At 73.4% G+C, this 17,418-nt stretch carries 15 protein-coding genes and 2 tRNA genes; 3 read left to right on the top strand and 14 right to left on the bottom strand.

All coding sequences use genetic code 11. The features are described from left to right. Positions 1-106: 106 nt before the first annotated feature. The 8 genes from ABD223_RS15035 to ABD223_RS15000 form a co-directional block, all read right to left on the bottom strand. Positions 107-985 carry an SWIM zinc finger family protein gene (locus ABD223_RS15035; protein ID WP_344036795.1) on the bottom strand — a complete coding sequence of 293 codons (879 nt, stop codon included), beginning with the start codon at positions 983-985 and terminating at the stop codon, positions 107-109. Continuing rightward, positions 978-4,232 (bottom strand): DEAD/DEAH box helicase, encoded by a 3,255-nt coding sequence (locus tag ABD223_RS15030; RefSeq protein WP_344036794.1) that lies wholly within the window; start codon positions 4,230-4,232, stop codon positions 978-980. Before ABD223_RS15030 ends, ABD223_RS15035 begins: the two co-directional genes overlap by 8 nt. Positions 4,233-4,437: 205 nt before the next feature. Continuing rightward, complete coding sequence (locus ABD223_RS15025; protein ID WP_344036793.1) at positions 4,438-4,707, bottom strand: GlsB/YeaQ/YmgE family stress response membrane protein; 270 nt, start codon at positions 4,705-4,707, stop codon at positions 4,438-4,440. A 39-nt stretch (positions 4,708-4,746) separates the two neighbouring features. Then, the gene (locus ABD223_RS15020; protein ID WP_344036792.1) at positions 4,747-5,277 is read right to left on the bottom strand and encodes a hypothetical protein; all 531 of its coding nucleotides are present in this window, start codon (positions 5,275-5,277) and stop codon (positions 4,747-4,749) included. Between the two features lie 57 nt (positions 5,278-5,334). Next, the gene (locus ABD223_RS15015) at positions 5,335-6,420 is read right to left on the bottom strand and encodes a DNA cytosine methyltransferase (RefSeq protein WP_344036926.1); all 1,086 of its coding nucleotides are present in this window, start codon (positions 6,418-6,420) and stop codon (positions 5,335-5,337) included. 14 nt (positions 6,421-6,434) lie between these two features. After that, a complete protein-coding gene (locus ABD223_RS15010; protein WP_344036925.1) occupies positions 6,435-6,821 on the bottom strand; it encodes a very short patch repair endonuclease in 387 nt (128 codons plus the stop codon). A 53-nt stretch (positions 6,822-6,874) separates the two neighbouring features. Further along, positions 6,875-7,591: a hypothetical protein gene (locus ABD223_RS15005; RefSeq protein ID WP_344036791.1), complete on the bottom strand. Its 717-nt coding sequence runs from the start codon at positions 7,589-7,591 to the stop codon at positions 6,875-6,877. Positions 7,592-7,638: 47 nt separating this feature from the next. Then, positions 7,639-8,751 carry a DUF2786 domain-containing protein gene (locus ABD223_RS15000; protein WP_344036790.1) on the bottom strand — a complete coding sequence of 371 codons (1,113 nt, stop codon included), beginning with the start codon at positions 8,749-8,751 and terminating at the stop codon, positions 7,639-7,641. A 90-nt stretch (positions 8,752-8,841) separates the two neighbouring features. Here ABD223_RS15000 and ABD223_RS14995 point away from each other — a divergent pair, with 90 nt between their 5' ends. Beyond that, on the top strand, positions 8,842-9,486 hold the full coding sequence (locus ABD223_RS14995; RefSeq protein WP_344036789.1) for a hypothetical protein: 645 nt from the start codon (positions 8,842-8,844) through the stop codon (positions 9,484-9,486). A gap of 216 nt (positions 9,487-9,702) precedes the next feature. Here ABD223_RS14995 and ABD223_RS14990 read toward each other — a convergent pair. Further along, positions 9,703-9,775, bottom strand: a tRNA-Lys gene (locus ABD223_RS14990). A 233-nt stretch (positions 9,776-10,008) separates the two neighbouring features. On the opposite strand from ABD223_RS14990, the gene ABD223_RS14985 reads away from it, so the two are divergent. Beyond that, entirely contained in the window at positions 10,009-11,196 is a 1,188-nt protein-coding gene (locus ABD223_RS14985) for a L,D-transpeptidase (protein WP_344036788.1), read from the top strand. Here ABD223_RS14985 and ABD223_RS14980 read toward each other — a convergent pair. The 4 genes from ABD223_RS14980 to ABD223_RS14965 all read right to left on the bottom strand — a co-directional run bounded on the left by ABD223_RS14980 (position 11,193) and on the right by ABD223_RS14965 (position 14,934). Next, entirely contained in the window at positions 11,193-12,821 is a 1,629-nt protein-coding gene (locus ABD223_RS14980; protein WP_344036787.1) for an ABC-F family ATP-binding cassette domain-containing protein, read from the bottom strand. The genes ABD223_RS14985 and ABD223_RS14980 overlap by 4 nt on opposite strands. Positions 12,822-12,881: 60 nt before the next feature. Continuing rightward, positions 12,882-12,957 (bottom strand) — tRNA-His (locus ABD223_RS14975). A gap of 62 nt (positions 12,958-13,019) precedes the next feature. Further along, the gene (orn, locus tag ABD223_RS14970) at positions 13,020-13,631 is read right to left on the bottom strand and encodes an oligoribonuclease (RefSeq protein WP_344036786.1); all 612 of its coding nucleotides are present in this window, start codon (positions 13,629-13,631) and stop codon (positions 13,020-13,022) included. 10 nt (positions 13,632-13,641) lie between these two features. Continuing rightward, positions 13,642-14,934: an MFS transporter gene (locus ABD223_RS14965; protein WP_344036924.1), complete on the bottom strand. Its 1,293-nt coding sequence runs from the start codon at positions 14,932-14,934 to the stop codon at positions 13,642-13,644. 73 nt (positions 14,935-15,007) lie between these two features. Here ABD223_RS14965 and ABD223_RS14960 point away from each other — a divergent pair, with 73 nt between their 5' ends. Beyond that, positions 15,008-15,979 (top strand): GlxA family transcriptional regulator, encoded by a 972-nt coding sequence (locus tag ABD223_RS14960; RefSeq protein ID WP_344036785.1) that lies wholly within the window; start codon positions 15,008-15,010, stop codon positions 15,977-15,979. Here the strand turns inward: ABD223_RS14960 and ABD223_RS14955 are convergent. Then, complete coding sequence (locus tag ABD223_RS14955) at positions 15,949-17,403, bottom strand: PH domain-containing protein (protein WP_380646093.1); 1,455 nt, start codon at positions 17,401-17,403, stop codon at positions 15,949-15,951. The two genes, ABD223_RS14960 and ABD223_RS14955, sit on opposite strands and share 31 nt — an antisense overlap. Positions 17,404-17,418: the final 15 nt, after the last annotated feature.

Raw genomic sequence — 17,418 nt, 5'->3', positions numbered from 1 at the left:
GTCGTCCACTCGGACATCGCGTGTCGTCCGGTCGGGCACGGTGATCCCGCCAGTCGTGCGCGGGCAGGGTTGGCTGCGGCTCGGCTGTGACTCGGCTGCGGCTCGGCTACGGCTTGGCGATCGACCGGTAGAGCGGGCGCAGCTCGTCCGTGACCGACCGACCCGCCATCACCAGGGGGTCGAGCTGGTCGAGCAGCGCGTCGGGTCGTCCGGGCGCCGGCTCGGGGACGTCCGGCAGCGCCGCGTGCGGCCTCGGCCTGGTCCAGAACGACTCGAACGGGTCCTCTCGGGGCGGGGTCGCGGCGTCTTCGCCCGCCCCGCCCGGCGTCCCCGCCCCACCCCACTCGTCTTCCTCGCCGGGCTCGTCGGGGCGCATGGGGGCCCGCAGCTCGCGCAGCCGGTCCAGCAGGTCCTCCCGCGACCGGCCCCGCCAGGCCAGGATCTCGAACGGGTCGCGGTCGAACGACTCGGCCAGCAGGTAGCAGGCCGCGGCGAGGTGCTTGCACGGCACCTCCCAGTCCGGGCACGTGCAGTCCATCGACAGCTCGCGCATGGTGCTCGGGAACAACGTCAGGCCGAGTTCGGTGAACACGTCCTCGATCTCGGCCGGCATCTCGCCCGCGAGCAGCTTCGCCACGAAGACGGCCCGGTCCGCCAAGAGGTGCTCGATGCGCGCCCACTCGTCCTCGTCGAACTTCCGCACCCCGATCCGCGCCCGGTACGGCTCCGAGCCCGACCCCATCACCAGCGCCACGACCAGGCTCGTCGACAGCGACAGGCTCATCACCTGCCCGGTCCGCGCGTAGGCGCGCCCCCGGACGAGCCGCCCGCCCATGCCGAACGACTCCAGCACCTCCACGAACCGGCGCGACCACCAGGTGCGCGCCACCTCGCCGCGCTTGCTGCGCAACGTCAGCCCGCCCTCGACCCGGATGGGCCGCGACGGCGGGCGCTCGCCGTGCCAGTAGATCGTGCGGTCAACCACCCACGGCCTCCCCGGACAGGGCGAGCAGCTCGCGCAGCTCGCCGGTCGACAACTCGGTCAGCCAGTCCTCGCCCGCGCCGACCACGAGCTGCGCCAGGCCCCGCTTCTCCTCGATCATCCGGTCGATCCGCTCCTCCAACGTGCCGACGCACACGAACTTGCGCACCTGCACGTGGTTGCGCTGCCCGATGCGGAAGGCCCGATCGGTCGCCTGGTCCTCCACGGCGGGGTTCCACCAGCGGTCCAGGTGGATGACGTGGTTGGCGGCGGTGAGGTTCAGGCCCGTGCCGCCGGCCTTCAACGACAGCACGAACACCGACGGCCCGCCCTCCTCCTGGAACCGCCGGACCATCTCGTCACGTGCCTTCTTCGGGGTGCCGCCGTGCAGGAACAGCACCTCGGTGTCGAACCGCGCGGCCAGGTGCGGCGCGACGAGCGACCCGAACTCGGTGAACTGGGTGAAGCACAACGCCTTGTCGCCGTCCGCCAGCGCCTCTTCCAGGATCTCCTCCAGGCGTGCCAGCTTCCCCGAGCGGCCCGCGACGCGCGAGGAGTCGCCGAGGAGCTGGGCGGGGTGGTTGCAGACCTGCTTGAGCTTGGACATCGTGCCCAGCACCACGCCGCGGCGCTGGATGCCCTGCACCTCGGCGATCCGCGCGAACATGTCGTCCACCACCGCCTGGTACAGCGACGCCTGCTCGGCGGTCAGCGTGCACAGCTGCGTGACCTCGATCTTGTCCGGCAGGTCGGTGATGACCCGCGGGTCGGTCTTGAGCCGGCGCAGCACGAACGGGCCGGTGATCCGGCGCAGCCGCAGCGCCGCGTCCTCGTCGTGGTGCCGCTCGACGGGCACGGCGAAGCGGGCGCGGAACGTGCTGAGCGAGCCCAGCACGCCGGGGTTGGCGAAGTCCATGATCGACCACAGCTCCGCCAACCGGTTCTCCACCGGCGTCCCGGTCAGCGCCACGCGGTGCCGCGCGGGCAGCGACCGCACCGCCCTGGACTGCCGCGTCGCGCTGTTCTTGATGTTCTGCGCCTCGTCGAGCACCACCCGGTCCCACTCCACGCGGGCGAGCTGGTCCGCGTCCCGCGCGACGACCGCGTAGGTGGTGACCACCAGGTCGCAGTCGGCGTCGAGCGCCCGCCCCGCGCCGTGGTGCACGCGGACCCGCAGCCCGGGGGTGAACCGCGCGGCCTCCCGCTGCCAGTTGCCGACCACCGACATCGGGCACACCAGCAGCGTCGGCGGGCGGTCGCCGTGCCGGCGGTTGTGCGCCTCCAGCGCCAGCAGCTGCACGGTCTTGCCCAGCCCCATGTCGTCGGCCAGGCACGCCCCGAGACCCAGCCGGTCCAGGAACGCGAGCCACGCCAACCCGCGCCGCTGGTACGGCCGCAGCTCCCCGACCAGCCCCGGCGGGTGCTCCACCGGTTCCAGCCGGTGCTCCACCTCGCCGGACAGCAGGTCGCCGAGCCAGCCGGTGGCCCTGACCCCGTTGAGCGGCAACGGCAGCGCCGCGTCGTCCGGGTGCAGGCCGGAGTGCAGCAGCACCTGGGCAGCCGCCATCTGCCCGCCGCCCCCGTGCCGGAGGAACGCGAGCCCCGCGGCGAGCCGCTTGCGGTCGACGTGCACCCACTGGCCGCGCACCCGGACCAGCGGCACCTTGGCCTTGGCGAGCGCGTTCAGCTCGGTCTCGGTCAACCGCTCGTCGCCGAGCGACAGCTCCCACCGGTAGTCGACGAGCACCTTCAGCCCGAGCTCGCTCTCCTTGGCGACGGTCCCCGCCGTGCCGCGGCTGGTCGCTTCGAGCGTGAGCCCGAGCCGGTTCGGCTGCCGCCACCAGGAGGGCAGCAGCACCCCGAACCCGGCCTGCGCCAACAGCGCCGCGTGCGTCAGGAAGTCGTGAGCGCCCTCGACGTCCATCGCCAGCTCGACGGGCCGCTTGGCCGCCAGGGCGCGGTCCAGCGCGGGGTAGAGCCGACTGGCCCGGCCGAGATCACCGAGCAGCACCTCGTCCGGTCGATCAACCCACCTCCTCAACGCCGCGTCACCCCTGCGCCACAACTGCTTCGCCGAGACCTGCACGCTCGGCTCGTCAACGGCCTGGAGCACGAACTCGACCCGCCACTGCTCTTCGAGGAACCCGCCCTGGTCGGGGGAGACGAGCCGGAAGCAGGTCCGGACCGGACTCTCCCGCAGCCCGCGCGCGGCCCACGCGTCCAGCACGCGGCGCAACCCGTCCACCTCGCCGGCAGCCGCGTCGACCCGAGGGGCACCCGCCAACGCGACCAACCACCGTCCGACCACCCCGCCCTCGCCGGGGTCGGAGATGGCATCGGAGGGCGTGCCCGCGGCCATGTCGGAGGCCATGTCGGAGGTGGTGCCAGAGGCCGTGTCGGCGAGCGGCACGGTCTCGTCCACCGAGGCGTTCGCGGTACCGGCGAGCAAGCGCCGGACCTCTCGGTCGACGAGCTGATCGAGCACGCCGGTCAGCAACCCGTCGTCGACCTCGACCCCGCTCCCGGTCCCGATCCCGCCACCCGGTCCGGCCCCGTTCCCCGACCCACCTCCGCTCCCGGGCGCGACCGCACCCGTGGCGGCGCGGAACGAGGCGGGCATGGTCGCCCGCAGCGCGGCGTGGCGCAACGAGTCGACCCCGGACAGCGCCGCCCGCCACCGGGCGGAACGGTCGTCGTCGAGCACCGGCAGCACTCGCCCACGCCGCACCAGGTCCAGGCCGAAGTCCACCACCTCGGTGAAGAACTTGGCCGAAGCCCCGAGTCGGCAATCCGCCGGCCGGCCCGGCGCGGCCCCGTCCCACCAGAGGACGGGAACCACCCACTCCCGCCACCGGAGGGCGCCGCGTCGGGGCGGTTGCTCCCGCGCCAACTCGGGCGAGGACACCGGACCGGAGGCCGTGGAAGGCAACCAGACCCGCAGCTCACCCACCTCTCCGGCTTCGGTTCCTGGGCCTGGTTCGGATCCAGACCAGGTCCAGGCCCCGGATTCGGTGGCCCCGGGTTCATCGGCCGCGCGGTTGTTGGCTGCGCGGCCGTTGGTGGCTGGTTCGTTGGTGGCCGGTTCGTTGAGCCTGCGGAGCTGCGCGCGCAGCTCCGCACCGCCCATGGCGAACGGGTGCAGGACCGCCGCTCGCGGCAGGCGCCCGGTGACCCGAGCGGGCAACCGCGAGTCCTCGGCCCACAGCGCCACCCGACCGTCGACAGCACCCAGGCTGTGCAGCACCAACACGAGGGCCGACTCTATGCGTCGCCACCGACATCGCCGCTGGAGAGGGAACAGCGCCCAGGCCGGAGCCGTTCTCGGTGCCGGTCTGCCCGGGATCGGACCGGGCAGACCGGCGGTGGTCGTCAGGAGTCGGTCAGGGGCCGGTCGGGGTCGGTCGGGAATCGGTCAGGGGCCGGTCGGGGTCGGTCGGGAATCGGTCAGGGGTTGGTCAGTGGAACTGCCGGGACTTCGACCGCGCCAAGGTCGTCACGCCGACACCGGCCAGGCCCACCTGGAGCGCCATCTCCAGCCAGTCGGGACCCGAGGTGTCCGCCACCCCGAGCACCGACGCGGCGAAGGTGCCCAGCAGAGCCGCCGCCACGCCGACCAGGAGCGTCGTCAACATCGAGATGTGCTGCTTGCCCGGCACGACCAGCCTGCCGAGGCCACCGACGATCAAGCCGATGACCAGTGCCGAGATGAGCCCGGTGATCTCCACGAGAGGTCCTTTCCCCCGCTTACGCGTCCACCTCGAGCATCACCCCACCCCCTCCCGCCCCGAATCGGGTTTGCCCCTGACCCGCCCCTGATCCGGACCCTGAACCCCGAACACCTCGGCGCCCCCTCCGGAGAGGGCGCGGCCGGGCACGTCCGGGTCGCAGCCGACCTTGGCCAGGCGCGACCTGATCGAGGTGGGCGACCGCTCCAGCCGGCGGGCCACGGTCCGGATCAGGTCGGCGCTCGGGCTGCCCTCCTCGGCGGCCAGCCACTCGGCGCGCAGGGCGTCGTCCAGCTCCGGGGGCCACGGCTGGTTGGCGTTCGCCGGGCGGTTCCCCGGTGAGCCGGGTGGCGTGGTGCTCAGCCTGCCCAGCGCGTCCAGGACCTGGCCCAGGAGCTTGCCCAGCCTGGGCCCGGCTTCGGCGGGCAGGCGCAGGGCGCCCTCGGCCACCAGCGCGCCGGAGGGATCGGTCCCGGTCAGCTCCACCGTCAGCCCCGGGCCGGCGGTGGCCGCCAGGCGGTAGGTCGTCGAGCCGATGCGGATTGCGTTTTCGTACGTGGTCGTCGTCATGGCGATGACGGTAGACCGGGGGTCTGACAATTTCGGAAGTGCGGGTGTTTTCCCAGTTCAGGGGCACAGGAGGCAGGTCGGGGTGGCCGGTGCGCCGGTGAGGTGCGGCTTGAGGTGCTCGGCGATGGCCCTGGCCAGCAGCGGTGGCACGGCGTTGCCGATCTGCCTGGCCACCTCGACCTTGGAGCCGCACCACTCGAAGTGGTCCGGGAAGGACTGGAGCCGGGCCGCTTCCAGGTGGGTGATCGGCCGGTCCACGCGGTGGCCGTCCTCGCCCGGTTCCCACTGCGGGTGCAGGTAGCGGCCCTTCTCCGGCTTGTAGAACTCGGTGCGGATGGTCACCGACGGCTCGTCCCACCGCATCCGGCCCATCACGTCGGTGGTGCCGGTCTTCTTCTCCCGCCAGCACCGCGGCAGCAGCTCCGGCGGCAGGTCGAACCGCCCGCCGCCGGGTGGGACCAGGCGGTAGCGCAGCACCGACAGCGGCGTGGGGTTGCGGCCGATGTGCAGGTCCGGGCTCGTGAAGCGGCCGGGCAGGGTGCGGCCGAAGAACTCGACCTCGCAGGTCGGCAGCGCCGTGGTGAGCGGCTTCTCGGGCAGGCCGCTCAGCACGTCGCGCGCGGTGTGCCAGCGGTGCCGCGGGTGGGTCGGCGCGGGCAGCGGGATCCGCCCGATCCGCGAGCCGATCACGATGGCCCGGCGGCGGCGCTGGGGCACGCCGAAGTCCGCGGCCAGCAGGATGCCCGCGCTCAGCTCGTAGCCCTCGGTCTCGGCCTGGAGCAGGGCGAACTCGGTGGAGGCCAGGAACCGGTCGACGTTCTCGATCACGAACACCGAGGGCTCGGCCCGCCGCACGAACCGCAGGTACTCGCGCCACAGCGAGTTGCGAGGGTCGTCGACGTCCTTGGAACCCAGGTTGGAGAACCCCTGGCACGGCGGGCCGCCCACGATCACGTCGGCCCGGGGGATCGCGCTGTCCGGCACGGCCGCGATGTCGGTCCAGCGGATGTGGTCCTCGCCGAAGTTCGCCGCGTACGTCGCCGCCGCGTGCAGGTCCCACTCGACCGCCATGACCGGCGCGTAGCCGCCCGCCGCCGCGAAGCCGGAGGTCATGCCACCACAGCCGGCGAACAGGTCGATCATGGACAGCACGGGGCTCAGGCTAGCCGACGCCGCCGTTCCAGCACCGAGGCCCGCACCCTGCTCGCCGCGACCACCGGGTCCTCGTGCTCCCACACCCGCACCGCGAGCCACCCGGCCTCGTCCAGCACCCGGTCGGTGTTGGCGTCCCTGGCCCGGTTGCCCTCGATCTTGGCGCGCCAGAACTCGCCGTTCCGCTTGGGCCACGTGCCGTGCTCCGGGCACCCGTGCCAGAAGCAGCCGTCGACGAACACGGCGACCTTGGCGGGCCCGAACACCACGTCGGCCTCGCGCCGCACCGCGCGCACCGGCCGCCGGTGCACCCGGTACCGCAGGCCGAGCCGGTGCAGCTCGCGCCGCAGCGCCACCTCGATCTCCGTGTCGCGCGAGCGCTGCTTGCTCATCCGGGCGCGGACGTCGTCCGTCGTCTCCAGCTTCGGCACCCGGCCATGATGGCTCACCCCGGGCACGACCCGTCCCGCAGCCTCCGCGCCGCCAGGTCGAGCTGGTCGCGCGCCGGCAGGGACGCCGGTCCCACGGTGGTCGACCGGGTGATCCGGAGGTCGGTGAAGAAGAACGGCGGCATCGCGCGCACCAGCAGGTCGGCCGACCGCTGCGGGCCGCCGCGCGGGTTGAGCACGAGCCGGTCCACCCAGGCGTCGACCTTGAACACGACCGCCGCCAACGGGTGCACGCGCACGTCCAGGCCGTGCCCGCGCAGCACCGCCAGCACGTAGACGTCGCGCAGGAACGCCAGGTAGTCCCGCACGACGCGGTCGCGCAGCGCGGCCCGACCCTCGGCGCCCACCTCGGCGACGACCTCCCGCGCCGGTGTCCACAGCATCGCCCGCGCCCGCTCGTCCGCCTCGCAGAAACCGCGGAACCCGGGCCAGTCGGGTAATCGGCCCAGCGCCTCGACGACGTGGTGCGCCACGACGGCGAACGGGAAGTCCGGCCGCCAGTCCCGGACACCCGGCGAGTCCGCACCACCGGGCGCGGGCGCGCTCCGGCAGGCGGCCTCGACCTCGTCGGCGGTCACCCGCAGGACCGCGGCCGACTCGTGCGCCATCACCTGCTCCACCACCCGGTCCCGCCCGCGGTACCAGCCGTTGAAGCAGGACCTCGCCTCCTGCGTCACGTTGAACAACCGGCGCACGTCCAGTGCCGTGGTCATGACGCGGAGGATAGGGACGGGCACCGACAGTTCCGGGAAACGGCAGCTCAGCCAAGCGACAGGTTCGCCCGGTCGGCCGCCGAGCGGCCCGCGTCCCAGCCCGCGGCGCTGCGCACGGCGGTCGTCTTCGCCACGGTGCGGGTGAACATCGCGCCGAAGTACTCGTCCACCGCCTTCTTCCGCTCGGCCAGCACCGGCAGCAGCCGGTCGTCCCGGGGCACCTCGTTGGCCGTGCGCAGCCGCTCCCCGATCCGGTGCGCGTAAGACAGCAGGAACGACTTGCGGAACGCCAGGGACCGCTCCTCCGACGCCTTGCCCGCCCGCTCGCCGGCGGTCACCATCGCCCGCGTCGCCTGCACCAGCAGCGACGCCGACAGCAGTTCGACGATCTCCAGGTCCAGCTCCTCGCCGACCAGCGCCACGAACCCCAGGTCGTACACCACGGCACGGCACCGGTTGGCCTCCGCCACCACGTGCACGACCTGCGCCTTCCCGTCGAAGTACCGCTTGTCCAGCCACAGCCTGCGCGAGGTCGTGGTGGGCGCCTCGACCGGCATCCGCTCCAGCGCGTGCCGCGTGACCAGCTCCTGCGCCTTGGCCGACAGCGCCTCGGCCTCCTCGGGGAACTGCGTCGACTCGGCCTTGGCCAGCAGCCCGCGCACCCGGTTGAGCACCTTCGGGTCCACGTTGTGGTGGTCGAGGTCGGCCAGCGGCGTGCCCGGCCTCGGCAAGATCACCGGCAGGGCGGGCAGCTCCACCAGCACGCCCAGCACCGCCACCGCGGCGGCCACGGCGTCGTCGCGCCGCTCGATGTGCCTGCGCGCCCACTCGTCCACCAGCGGCGCGCCGGCGTCCCACCAGACCTCCGCGCCGATCTCCGCCAGCTGCTCCCGCCACGTCGGGTGCAGCACCGGGTACCGCGCGGCCTCCAGCGCCAGCGAGTCGACGAGGAACGACAGCGCGCTCTCGTCCGCGTCACGCCGAACCACCTCGTACACGTCGTAAGGCAGCCACCCGTGCTTCCACAGGTGTTCGAACGCGCGCCCGAGCACCGCCCGCACCGCCTCGTCCACCTCGGTCGCGGGCAGGGAGGAGGTGCGCGGCAGCCGGGCGCGACGGTTGGTCGCGGCCCGCCACAGCGCTCCGCGCAGGTCGTCCACAACCGCAGATTGTCCCCTTTCGGGTGTGGTGTCGCCGCACGCGGTGCGCGTTGCGCGCCTATGTGCCTCCGGTCGTGCCAGCCTCGCGCCGTGAGCAGGAAGGCGACGGTCGTGCACCGTCCACAGGGGACGCGGCCGACCCCGGCGCAGCGGGCGGTCCTGCGCCGCTGCCGCACGCTCCCGGACCTGGTCGACCCGCTGGAGCTGGAGCTGGTGGTCAGCCGCGCGGTCGCCGACGAGGGACCGGACGAGGAGTTCTGGGCGGGCCTGATCGAGCACGCCGTGTCCCTGCCCAGCCGGCGCAACCACGCCCTGCTGCGCGTGCTCGCCGCCGTGCTGACCGGGAGGCCGCGCGAGTGGGCGGCCAGCGCCGTGCCGCCCGTCGGGCCCGCCCTGGAGGTCGGCGACGCGTGGGTCTGCGACCGCTCGATCGACGCCGGTTACCTGATCTTGACCTGCGCGTACCGCTTCGCGGAGAACGCGCACGCGATGGTGTTCCTGATCGACGAGCTGGCCGGCGGGGTGGTGCGCAAGGCGTTCGTCACGCGCGACGTGGGCACCGCGCGCGACCGGCTCGCCCGCCACGCCCCGCTGACGCTGATCGCCGCGGACGCCGCCCACTGGCTGCTGGCCAAGTCCTACGACCGGCTGGACCGCAGCGCCGTGGACGTGGGCGGCGACGTGCGGCGGACCCGGCTGCTGGCCCGTCGCCGGATCGCGCTGGCGTTCGGGTGAGCTCACGGCGGTCCGCCACGCGGCATCAGACCAATTCGGGAATGCCGATCGGATACGGCGGACCGTCGCGGACAGGGCCGTGCGCGTTGGTCGGTGAAAGCGGGAAAGCGCTTCGCGAAGTGCCTCGCGGTCATTTCCGGAGAACGCGCGCCTTCGGTGCCGAGAAGTGCGAAAATGCGAAGAGGGCCACCGTGTGGTGGCCCTCTTCGCGTGGTGTGCGCCGCCAGGGACTCGAACCCCGAACCCGCTGATTAAGAGTCAGCTGCTCTGCCAGTTGAGCTAGCGGCGCTCGGACCGTCTTGCTCCGTCCGACGTGGAGAACATTAGCACAGCGCTCGGTGCGGCTCCCAATCGCCTGGTCAGGGCCGGTGTGCTCGCCCTCGTCCAAGGGGAACTTCGCGCTGGTAACGATCCGGCATCCTGGGCAACACCGTCAACCCTCCAGGCGTCACCTTGTCAGGGGATGCCGAAGTCCTGCTGTTACGGGCTGGCGCAGCTGCCGGGGATGACTGGAGGGTGTTGATGTACCGCAAGCGGGGGGCGTTGGGAGTCGTCGCGATCGGGTTGGTCGCGGTGGTGGTCACAGGTTGCTCTTCGGGGTCGGCCTCGTCGGGGGGCTCCGGGGCGGAGGAGACCTCCACCTCGTCCGCGCCGCCGCCCAAGCCCGTGACGTTGAGCACCGGGCCCGCCGACGCGGCCGTGGACGTGCCGCCCGGCGTCCCCGTGGTGGCGACCGCGACCGACGGCAGGATCACCGAGGCCCGGCTGACCAACCCCGAGGGCGCGGCCGTCGCCGGGCAGGTGACGCCCGACGGTCTCCAGTGGACCAACAGCGAGCCCCTCGGCTACGACAAGACCTACACCCTCGCGGTGACGGGTGTGGGCGCGGACGGGCAGTCGGTCACCAGGACCTCGTCCTTCACCACCGTCAAGCCGCGGACCCTGACCTACCTCTCGATCAACCCGCTGGACGGCTCCACGGTCGGCGTCGGCCAGCCGCTGGCCTTCTACTTCGACGAGCCGATCGCCGACAAGGCCGCGGCCGAGGCGATGATCTCCATCACCACCGAGCCGAAGGTCGAGGGCGCCTTCTACTGGTTCGACGAGGAGACCGTGCACTGGCGCCCGCGGAACTACTGGGCCGCCGGCACGAAGGTCACCATCGACGCCAAGATCTACGGCAAGCACGTCGGCGGCGGGATCTACGGCCAGGAGGACCGCCACGTCACCACGACGATCGGCGACGCGGTGGTCCACGAGGCCGACGGCGCCACGCACCAGGTCGTCACGAAGGTCAACGGCCAGGTCGTGCGCACCATGCCGACCTCCATGGGCGACGCCCAGAACCCCACCCCCACGGGCACCTACGTGCTCACCGAGAAGCACGCCCACATGGTGATGGACTCCCGCACCTACGGCCTGTCGCTGGAGGCGGGCGGTTACGTCACGCCGGTGGACTGGGCGTTCCGCATGTCCACCAGCGGCATCTTCTTCCACAGCGCGCCGTGGTCGGTGGGCGACCAGGGGCGCCGCAACGTCAGCCACGGCTGCCTGAACCTCTCGCCCGAGAACGCCAAGTGGGTGTTCGACAACTCGAAGCAGGGCGACGTCGTGGTCGTCACCAACTCCGGCGGCCCGGTGCTGGAGCCGTGGGACGGCTTCGGCGACTGGCAGATCCCGTGGGACCAGTGGGTGAAGGGCAACCGCTAGCGATCGGTCACGCGACCCGCCGCCACCTCCAGGCGGCGGGTCGTGCGCACCGCGTCCAGCATCCGCCGGTCGTGGGTGACCAGCAGCAACGTCCCGGTGTAGGTCTCCAGGGCCGACTCCAGCTGCTCGATCGCGGGCAGGTCCAGGTGGTTGGTCGGCTCGTCGAGCACCAGCAGGTTCACGCCGCGCGCCTGGAGCAGCGCCAGCGCCGCCCGCGTCCGCTCGCCGGGTGACAGCGACGCGGCGGGCCGCAGCACGTGCGCCGCCTTCAGCCCGAACTTGGCCAGCAGCGTCCGCACGTCCGCGTCCACCAGCGCCGGCACGGCCGCGCCGAACGCGTCCACCAGCGCCTCCTCGCCCAGGAACAGGCCGCGCGCCTGGTCGACCTCGCCGACCACCACGCCCGAGCCGAGCGAGGACGACCCCGACTCCAGCGGCACGCGCCCGAGCAGCGCGGCCAGCAGCGTCGACTTGCCCGAGCCGTTCGCCCCGGTGATCGCGACCCGGTCGGACCAGTCCAGCTGGAGGTCCACCGGGCCCAGCGCGAAGTCGCCGCGCCGCACCACGGCCGAGCGCAGCACCGCCACCACGTCGCCCGAGCGCGGCGCCGCGGCGATCTCCATCCGCAGCTCCCACTCCTTGCGGGGCTCCTCGACGACGTCCAGCCGCTCGATCAGCCGCTCCGTCTGCCGGGCCTTGGCCGCCTGCTTCTCGGTGGCCTCGCTGCGGAACTTGCGGCCGATCTTGTCGTTGTCGGACGCCTTGCGCCGGGCGTTCTTCACGCCCTTCTCCATCCACGCCCGCTGCGACCGGGCGCGCTCCTCCAGCGACGTGCGCGTGGTGGCGTACTCCTCGTAGTCCTCGCGGGCGTGCCGGCGGGCGATCTCCCGCTCCTCCAGGTACGACTCGTAGCCGCCGCCGTAGGAGCGCACCTGCTGCTGCGCCAGGTCGAGCTCGACGACCCGGGTCACGGTGCGCGCCAGGAACTCCCGGTCGTGCGACACCACCACGGTCCCCGCCCGCAGCCCGGACACGAACCGCTCCAGCCGCTCCAGGCCGTCGAGGTCGAGGTCGTTGGTCGGCTCGTCGAGCAGGAACACGTCGTACCGGCTCAGCAGCAGCGACGCCATGCCCGCCCGCGCGGCCTGCCCGCCGGACAGCGAGGTCATCGGCTGGTCGAGCGACACCCCCAGGCCCAGGTCGGCCGCCACCTCCTCCGCCCGCTCGTCCAGGTCGGCGCCGCCGAGCGCGAGCCACCGCTCCAGCGCCTCGGAGTAGCCGTCGTCGGTCCCGGCGGCCAGCGCCTCGGTGGCCCGGTCCAGCTCCGCCTGCGCGGTCGCCACGCCCGTGCGGCGGGCCAGGAAGCCGCGCACCGACTCGCCGGGACGCCGGTCCGGCTCCTGCGGCAGGTGCCCCACGGTCGCCGTGCTGGGTGAGAGGCGGATCACACCCTCCTCGGCGGGCAGGAGCCCGGCCAGCGTGCGCAGCAGGGTCGACTTCCCGGCCCCGTTGGCCCCGACCAGGCCGATCACGTCGCCGGGCGCGACGACGAGGTCCAGCTCGGAGAACAGCGCGCGGTCGCCGTGCCCGGCGGCCAGGCCCTTGGCCACGAGTGTGGCGCTCACAACACCCTCCAGGAGTGCAAAAGAAGACGCCCCCCGACCGGAGTCGAGGGGCGTTCCGCTTGGGGTGAGTGACGGGACTTGAACCCGCGACACCTGGGATCACAACCCAGTGCTCTGCCAGCTGAGCTACACCCACCAAGACCGGTTGACCCGGCGGCTGAAGCATACAGTGCCATGCCGCCGGGTCTGAAATCGACCCTATTCCACGCGGTCGGCGGCCAGGAGCTCGCCGGCGACGGCCTGCGCCTGCTCCGACGTCGGGCCTGGTTGCGGCACGAACGCGGTGCGCCGGTAGTAGGCCAGCTCCCGGATGGACTCGCGCACGTCGGCGAGCGCCCGGTGCGCGAGGCCCTTCCCCGGCTGCGCGTAGTAGATGCGCGGGTACCAGCGCCGGCACAGCTCCTTGATCGACGACACGTCGACCATCCGGTAGTGCAGGTGGGCGTCCAGCTCGGGCATGTCGCGGGCGATGAACCCGCGGTCGGTGGCGATGGAGTTGCCCGCGAGCGGCGCGGTGCGCGGGTCGGGCACCCACTCCTTGACGTAGGCCAGCACCAGCGCCTCGGCCTCGGCCAGCGTCACGGTCGACCGGCGCACCTCCTCGGTGAGCCCCGACCTGGCGTGCATCTGCACCACGACGTCCGGCATCGAGTCGAGCGCGGTGTCGTCGGCGTGGATCACCACGTCGACCCCCTCGCCGAGCACGTTCAGCTCCGCGTCGGTCACCAGCGCCGCGATCTCGATCAGGGCGTCCTTGCCGAGGTCGAGTCCGGTCATCTCGCAGTCGATCCACACCAGGCGATCCATCACCGGCGCAAGCCTAGTCGCCCGACCCCCGCGCGCCCGCCGGCTCCGGCACGACGTCCTCGCCGATGCCGCCGCGCCGCGCCGCCCGCACCCTCGTCGACAGGACCGCGGCGATGAGGCTGAGCAGCCCGGCGGCGTACCAGGCGGGCGCGTAGTCGCCGAAGTGGTCGCGGGTCAGGCCCGCCGCGGTGGCGGCGAGGGCGGCCCCGAGCTGGTGCGAGGCGAAGACCCAGCCGAACACGATCGGGGCGGACAGGCCGAACACCTGGCGGCACAGGGCGACCGTCGGCGGCACGGTCGCCACCCAGTCGAGGCCGTAGAAGATGATGAACACCAGCATCGACGGGTGCACGGAGTCCTGGAACAGCTGCGGCAGCACCAGCAGCGACGCGCCGCGCAGCGCGTAGTACACGGCCAGCAGCACCCGCGGGTCGACGCGGTCGGTCAGCCAGCCGGACAGCACGGTGCCGGCGATGTCGAAGATCCCGACCAGGGCGAGCAGCCCCGCGGCGGTGGTGGTGGGCATGCCGTGGTCGTGCGCGGCGGGGATGAAGTGCGTGCCGACCAGGCCGTTGGTGGTGGCGCCGCAGATGGCGAAACCCGCGGCCAGGTACCAGAACGGGCCGGTGCGGGCGGCGTCGCGCAGCGCGCCCAGGGCCCGGCGGGCGCTGCCGGGCGCGGCGGGCGGCGGGGGCGTCACCGCGTCGCCGCCGTAGGGCGTCGTGCCCACGTCGGCGGGGTGCTCGCGCAGGAACAGCAGCACCAGCGGCACCACGGCCAGCGCCGCGACCGACACCAGCACCGACGCCGAGCGCCAGCCGGAGGACTCCGCCAGCGCGGCCACCGCGGGCAGGAACACCAGCTGGCCGGTCGCGCCGCCCGCGGTGAGCACGCCGGTGACCAGGCCGCGGTGCTTGACGAACCACCGGCCGGTGAGGACGGCGACGAACGACAGCGCCATCGAGCCCGTGCCCAGGCCGACCAGCACGCCCCAGAGCAGCACCAGCTGCCAGGTCGTGGTCATGAAGACGGTCAGGCCGCTGCCGACGGAGACCAGCGCCAGCGCGATCGCCACCACGCGGCGCACGCCGAAGCGCTCCATCAGGGCGGCGGCGAACGGCGCGGTCAGGCCGTACAGCACCAGGTTGACCGACACGGCGAGCCCGATGGCGCCGGTGGACCAGCCGAACTCCCGCTGGAGGGGTTGGATCAGCGCGCCCGGCGCCGCCCGGAACGCGGCCGCGCCGACGAGCGCGGTGAACGCCACGCCCGCGACCACCCATGCCCAGTTCTGCTTGCTTCGCATCACGCGACGAGCCTCCACGGCGGGGCGGAGCCCGAACAGTGGCCCGATAGCCAATATGTGCAAGGATCCGGCCATGGACCGTCGCCACCTGGTCGCCGTGCTGGCGCTGGACGAAGTCGTGGGGTTCGACCTGGGCACCCCGCCGCAGATCTTCAACGCGGCGCGGGACGAGGACGAGCGCCGCTGCTACCGGGTCCGGGTGTGCACGCCCGGCGCCCGGCCGGTCCGCAGCTCGGCCGGGTTCACCGTCACCCCGGACCACGGCCTGGAGGTGCTGGCCGAGGCGGACACGGTCGTCGTGGCCGGCGTGCACCAGCCCGCGCTCCTGGAGCGCGGCGTGCTCGAAGAGGACGTGCGCGACGCCCTGCGCGCGGCGGCGGCCCGGGGCGCGCGGATCGTGTCCATCTGCACGGGCGCGTTCGCGCTCGCCGCAGCGGGCCTGCTGGACGGCCGCCGCGCCACCACGCACTGGGGCCACGCCGAGAACTTCCGCCGCCTGTTCCCGGACGTGGACCTCGACCCGGACGTGCTGTTCGTCGACGAGGGCGACGTGCTCACCTCGGCGGGCGTCGGCGCGGGCATCGACCTGTGCCTGCACGTGGTGCGCAACGACCACGGCAGCCGCATCGCGACCATGGCCGCCCGCCGCTGCGTCGTGCCGCCGTGGCGCGCGGGCGGGCAGTCCCAGTACATCGTCCGGCCCGTGCCCGACCAGGGCGACACCTCCACCGCGCCCACCCGCGCGTGGGCGCTGGACCACCTGGACTCGCCGCTGAGCCTGAAGGTGCTGGCCGACCACGCCCGGATGAGCGTGCGCACGTTCACCCGCCGGTTCCACGAGGAGACCGGGATGAGCGCCGTCAAGTGGCTGCACCAGCAGCGCGTCGAGCGGGCGCGCCACCTGCTGGAGACCACGGACCTGACCGTCGACCTGGTGGCCAGGCACGCGGGCTTCGGCACGGCCACCGCGCTGCGGCAGCAGATGAGCGCGGTCCTCGGCGTGCCGCCCAGCGTCTACCGCACCACGTTCCGCTCGACGGGCTGACCCGGCCGCTCCAGGAACGGCCGCAGCAGGTCGGGCACCGCCGCGTCGGCCAGCGCCAGGCCGTCCGCCTCGGCCACGTCGACCACGGAGTACGCGCCGTCGCCGGCGGCGGTCGTGGCGGTGACGGTGACCAGGCCCGCGCGGCGCTGGAAGAACGAGCGGGACACGCGCCAGCCGATGACGCCGGTGCGCTGGAGCACCGCGGTCTCCCGGATCACCGAGCCGCCGCGGGCCACCAGGTGGCGGTCGGTCAGCGCGTGGCCCAGGCTGCGGTAGCGGTCCCAGCCCAGCGCCGCCGAGAACGGCGTCAGCGCCAGCGCCACCTGCCACGTCCAGGACGGCGCCCACCACGCCAGGCCGGCCGCCAGCACCAGCAGCGGCACGACGGCGCGCACCAGCCGGCGGCGCAGCGCGGCCGCGGGGTGGCGGCGCAGCGGCGTCAGCGTCGGCGGGGAACCCAGGCGCAGCACCGCCGCGGACACCCGGTGCGCCTCGGCCACCGGCGCGGCGGGCAGCAGCAGGTTGCTCTCGCCCTTGCGGCCCAGGCCGGTGGTCACCGTCTTCGCGTGCGCGCCCCGGCCCGCCCGCAGCAGCAACGGCTCCACCAGCTCCACGCCGCGGAGCCGTTGCTCCGCAACGGAAACCGAGCGCGTGGTGAGCAGGCCGCGCCGGACCCGCACGGTGTCGTCCGGCTCCCGGGTCAGCCGGTAGCCCCAGAACTGCACCACGTACACCAGCACCGAGCCCACCACCGCGACCACCAGCACCACGCCGGTGAACACCGCGACGGTCAGCCACAGCGGCTGGTCCGCCACCCGGTGCGCGGCGTCGGTCAGCGGGCCGAGCACCTCCAGGTCCAGCTCGCGCGTGAAGTTCAGCACGAAGCCGAACAGCGCGCCGGCGGCCACCAGGCCCGACAGCGTCAGCGGCGCGTACCGCAGCCACCGGGTGTCCCACCCGGACAGCACCTCGCCGGGCCGTTCCTCCGCGCCGCCGCCCGCGGCGGGCGCGTCCGACCGCGCGATCGTCAGCAGCAGCACCCGCAACCGCTCCGCCTCGGCCGACGACACCGCGTCCAGCGTCAGGCCGTCCTCGCCGGGCTGGTCGCGCTGCCCGGTGCCGACCCGGATCGCGGACAGGCCGAACAGCCGGTGCCCGAGCTTCGCGGTGAGGTCCACGGTGCGGATCCGGTCGCGCGGCACCGCCAGGTGCTTGCGCACCAGCAGGCCGGTGCGCAGCTCCACCTGCTCGGTGGTGATCCGGTACCGCGTGGTGACCCAGCGCAGCAGGCCGAACAGCACGATCAGCACGACCACGCCGGCGCTGGTCGCCAGCCGCCACGTCTCGCCGCGGCCGAGCACCAGCAGGCCGACGAACACCGGCACGAGGTTCACCAGCTCGTTGAGCGGCCGGACGACGATCATCCGCACGTCCAGCCG

The sequence above is a fragment of the Saccharothrix xinjiangensis genome, from assembly GCF_039527585.1.
Classification (GTDB): Bacteria; Actinomycetota; Actinomycetes; order Mycobacteriales; family Pseudonocardiaceae; genus Actinosynnema; species Actinosynnema xinjiangensis.
This window is presented reverse-complemented; position numbering and strand designations above follow the sequence as displayed.